This window comes from Paenibacillus sp. 01T422, from assembly GCF_056398785.1.
Genome location: NZ_JBFTQB010000597.1, coordinates 1 through 4096 on the forward strand (window position 1 = coordinate 1; position 4096 = coordinate 4096).

At 42.5% G+C, this 4096-nt stretch carries 4 protein-coding genes and 1 pseudogene; 3 read left to right on the plus strand and 2 right to left on the minus strand.

The window, feature by feature from the left end:
• Together AC1DUA_RS26790 and AC1DUA_RS26795 are read left to right on the plus strand one after the other, a co-directional pair.
• Positions 1-147: pseudogene (locus AC1DUA_RS26790) on the plus strand (MarR family transcriptional regulator); the annotation flags it as partial.
• A gap of 145 nt (positions 148-292) precedes the next feature.
• On the plus strand, positions 293-1537 hold the full coding sequence (locus AC1DUA_RS26795) for an MFS transporter (RefSeq protein ID WP_477502668.1): 1245 nt from the start codon (positions 293-295) through the stop codon (positions 1535-1537).
• Positions 1538-1593: 56 nt separating this feature from the next.
• Here AC1DUA_RS26795 and AC1DUA_RS26800 read toward each other — a convergent pair whose 3' ends face one another.
• Entirely contained in the window at positions 1594-2328 is a 735-nt protein-coding gene (locus AC1DUA_RS26800; protein WP_477502669.1) for a hypothetical protein, read from the minus strand.
• A 116-nt stretch (positions 2329-2444) separates the two neighbouring features.
• Between AC1DUA_RS26800 and AC1DUA_RS26805 the strand changes: the two genes are divergently transcribed.
• Complete coding sequence (locus AC1DUA_RS26805) at positions 2445-3071, plus strand: nitroreductase family protein (protein ID WP_477502670.1); 627 nt, start codon at positions 2445-2447, stop codon at positions 3069-3071.
• 150 nt (positions 3072-3221) lie between these two features.
• Here AC1DUA_RS26805 and AC1DUA_RS26810 read toward each other — a convergent pair.
• Positions 3222-4096 (minus strand): chondroitinase-B domain-containing protein (locus AC1DUA_RS26810; protein WP_477502671.1); only part of this gene is annotated, 875 nt, incomplete at its 5' end.

Consider the following 4096-nt stretch of genomic DNA (forward strand, 5'->3'; position numbering starts at 1 on the left):
CATAAGGAGTTTCAGGAGCGGGATAAAGCCGTATTTCGTCAGATAACCGAGGAACAATTTGATAGTATGCTTAACTTCGTAGAGAAGTATAGTCGGCATTTGGATGCAGAAATTAAGAAGCAGGGTGTAGATATTAAATCGGATTAAATTAGAATACTGAAACCACAAGCAGCCGGGCTCTATGGAGAACAGGCTGCCTTTTTATTGCGATCATTTTGTTGACAAGGAAGCAAAATCGTGATAATTTTGTTTCCTAGGAAGCAAAATATCGAATTCAGAAAGGAGAATTGTAGTGTCAATTTTTAAGTCACAGAATGAAAAGAACACAGAACAAACCATAGATAAGAAGGCTTTACTATTCGGTCTTATGTCTGTATTTCTTTGCGGAATAGGCTTCAGTATCATAACACCTGTCGTCCCGTTCCTGGTGCAGCCGTATACGAGCAGCCCTGGAGAACAAGCTATAGTTGTTACCCTGCTAACCTCTGTTTATGCAGTCTGCGTGTTTTTTGCCGCCCCCGTAATTGGAGCTTTGAGCGACAAATATGGCCGTCGTCCATTGCTCTTAATATGCCTATTGGGTTCTGCCATCGGATACTTCGTTTTTGGTTTAGGAGGAGCTCTATGGATACTATTTGTTGGTCGCATCATAGAAGGTATAACAGGCGGGAGCATAAGCACTATCTTCGCATATTTTGCTGACGTCATTCCTCCAGAGCAGAGAACCAAATACTTTGGATGGGTTAGCGCAGTTGTAGGTGTAGGCACCGTCATTGGCCCGACGTTAGGCGGATTACTTGCTAAGTTTGGCTATTCTGCACCCATGTATTTTGGAGCCATAATAACCTTATTGAATGTTGTTTTTGGAATGCTATATATGCCTGAGAGCCTTGCMAAAAAAAACAGACTGAAAGAGATTACATTTGTAAGACTGAATCCATTTACTCAGCTTGCAAATCTACTTTCCATGAAAAGCATAAAAAGGCTGCTTATATCAGCGTTCTTACTTTGGATTCCCAACGGATCTTTACAGGCTGTTTTTTCGCAATTTACACTGGATACTTTCAATTGGAAGCCAGCACTAATCGGACTCATGTTCTCCATCATGGGTTTCCAAGATATCCTTTCACAAGGTTTCATCATGCCCAAGCTTTTGAGAAAACTTCGTGATGCACAGATAGCAATTCTCGGAATGATTGCGGAGATAATAGGCTACATCTTTATTGCGCTGTCTGCATTGTTCTCTTTCTATCCTCTTTTTATCGCTGGCATGTTTATATTTGGATTTGGAGATTCGATCTTCGGGCCTTCATTCAATGGGATGCTCTCCAAGTCAGTCGATTCCAGTGAACAAGGCAGAATTCAAGGAGGYAGCCAATCTCTCCAAGCTTTAGCAAGAATGATCGGGCCTATCATTGGGGGTCAAATCTACGTATCACTTGGTCATGCCGCCCCTGCTTTTATGGGGATGATTCTGATAGCAGCGGCGATACTAGTTTTGTATAGAGGTACAAGACAAAGGAGCACAGTGTACTAACAAAATTGCTTAAATAAAAAGAGCAGCTGCCGTGGCATACTGCTCCTGGTTTATTGTCATGCTGGTGGCAAAATTAATTTGCGAATTTCATTGTCAACAATTTTAGTATTTGACGAGGAGAAAGAAACATTGTTTCCATCATCGGTTAATATGGAGGAATAGGCAAGCGGTTCGTTCGTGTAGATAACAAACTGATAATAGGTCGGATCGCCCACTTTGCTCTGGGGGGAATAATTTTCCGTATCTTTTCCTTTTTCCAAAAACCCAATAAATTGTTCTTTCTCACTATTATATAGAGTTCTATAGGGCTTTACTTCACCTAATTGATAGAGCTCCACTCGCTCTACTTTCTCTTTAGGGACATCTTCATAGTGTCTCCGCAACGTTTGTGCAAAATCATCCCCCGCATATAGTCGGTATCCACTAATCCTATTCTCATCTTTTGCTGCTATCAATTGATTGGATTCAAACCCTTTGACTCTGTAAAGTTTCGTTCCAATTTCTAAAAATGCAGCATCTCCTGCTTTCACCTGATATCCGGGATTAGTAACGACATCTCCCACTTTAAAATTGACTTCACTTACCACCTCATTGGTAATATCGCTTGAATTTTTTATCACACCTTCATATAATCCAGTGTATGAATTTCCTGATGTTTTAACAAAATCAACCCAATCGATCTCAGTGTTCCCGTGAATGATGTTCCTATCAAGCCTCGTGTGTCCGTTAAGAATTACAACGAGCACGGCCAATACAAATAACCCAATTTTCACAGAAGTCACCCCTTTCACTTATAGACGTTCTCCTCCAAAGAATTGTTACATTGAATATTGACATTCATGCAAATATAGTCATATGATTCGTTTATATTTATAAGTCTTGCACATCATATAGGAGGCATCCAGCCATGAGTGATTTTTTAACAATTGTTAAAGAGCGTAGGTCTGCCAATTCATTCATACCGAATATCGAAATCCCACATGAAGATTTGAATGACATCCTGAATACGGTGAAGTTTGCCCCATCTGCTTTTAACCTGCAACACACTCACTACCTCATTGTAAAAGATCCAGTTATCAAAGATGAGGTTTACAAAGCGGCCTATAAACAGTATAAAGTTCAAACAGCTTCGGCTGTTATTCTCGTATTAGGTAACCTTGATGCTTACAAAGACGCTGCTAGATTGAATGAAGGATTACTCCAACTCGGGGTCATCAGCAAACAGGAATATGATAGTACGGTGGAGGATGTGACGAATTTTTATGAAAATCGGGGCGACGGCTTCAAGCGCGACGAAGCGATTCGAAATGCCAGCCTATCAGCCCAGCTATTCATGCTCGCTGCCAAAGAAAAGGGCTGGGATACATGCCCAATGATCGGTTTCGACTCCGATATGATGCGTCAAATCCTACATATACCGGGGAATTATGTGCCAGCCCTTCTCCTCACAATAGGGAAAGAAGACTTAGAGAAACGCAGACCGCGTGGCTACCGCAAGCCGGTGGGAGAGTTCGTAAGTTATGATCGCTTCTAATAGGATATAAGCAGGCAGGTAAGAAATCACAAAAATCCCAGCGAGGTAACCCTCGCCGGGATTTTTTGCGCTAACGGACACCGTAGTCCTTAAACAAAGGAACAGACGCCTAGAATAATTATAACGGACTCAAGAAAAGTGCCAAAGCTATCACGGCGATAAAGGCCCTACCTCTGCAACCGTTAACGGATGATTAACAAATACGGAACTTCCAGACTGTTCATCCGCTCCAACATCTGCGGTCAGACGCGTTTCACCATCCATGTCCTCCGTTACGAAGGGGTAACTGCCCACGGCAGCATTGATTGCCGGACTGGTAGACGAAAGTTTTTGCAAACCATTTACAGTTGTGAACAAAGGATTAATAGATCGAACTTGCGCTGCTGTGCGGGAAGCGTTATTAGTTAACGTGCTGCCAAACCCAATATTACCTTGGAAGGCCGTATTCGTGGTTACATTTTCTAGATACAGGGTACCGATTGTATTCCTCACAATGTTGTTAGCCACCGTACTGTCCTGCGGAGCATAGGTTTTGCCAGCATTCCCAATCACGATGCCCGWGGTACTGTTCACGATCGTATTGTTAATAATCTGTGCTCGGTACACTTTCCATTGCGCTCTCAGATCGTCATCGGTCGGGTTAGCCGGATAACCTCCTGTGCCACCGTCATAATTGCCGCTATCTACGAAAATTGCTGCCGCTGTCAGATTCTCCATATAGTTATTATAGATTTTATGATCGTTCCCATAAATGCGGATTCCCGCTTCTTCGGACTCAACTCCGTCACCAAGAAAGAAATTTCCGTAGAACGAGTTGTTATGCCCGTGTCTGGAGGTCAGACCACCTTTTGACGTTTTAAAAGTGTTGTAACGCACCGTATTGTTGCTGCTTTTTACAGAAACAATTTCAGGCTCTCCATCGCAATTTTCGAACAAATTGTACTGAATCGTATTATAGCCGTTAGACAAAGAAATACCGGATAGGCCGAGTCTGATCGTTTCTTTGCCGTTGTCCACCCAAGGGC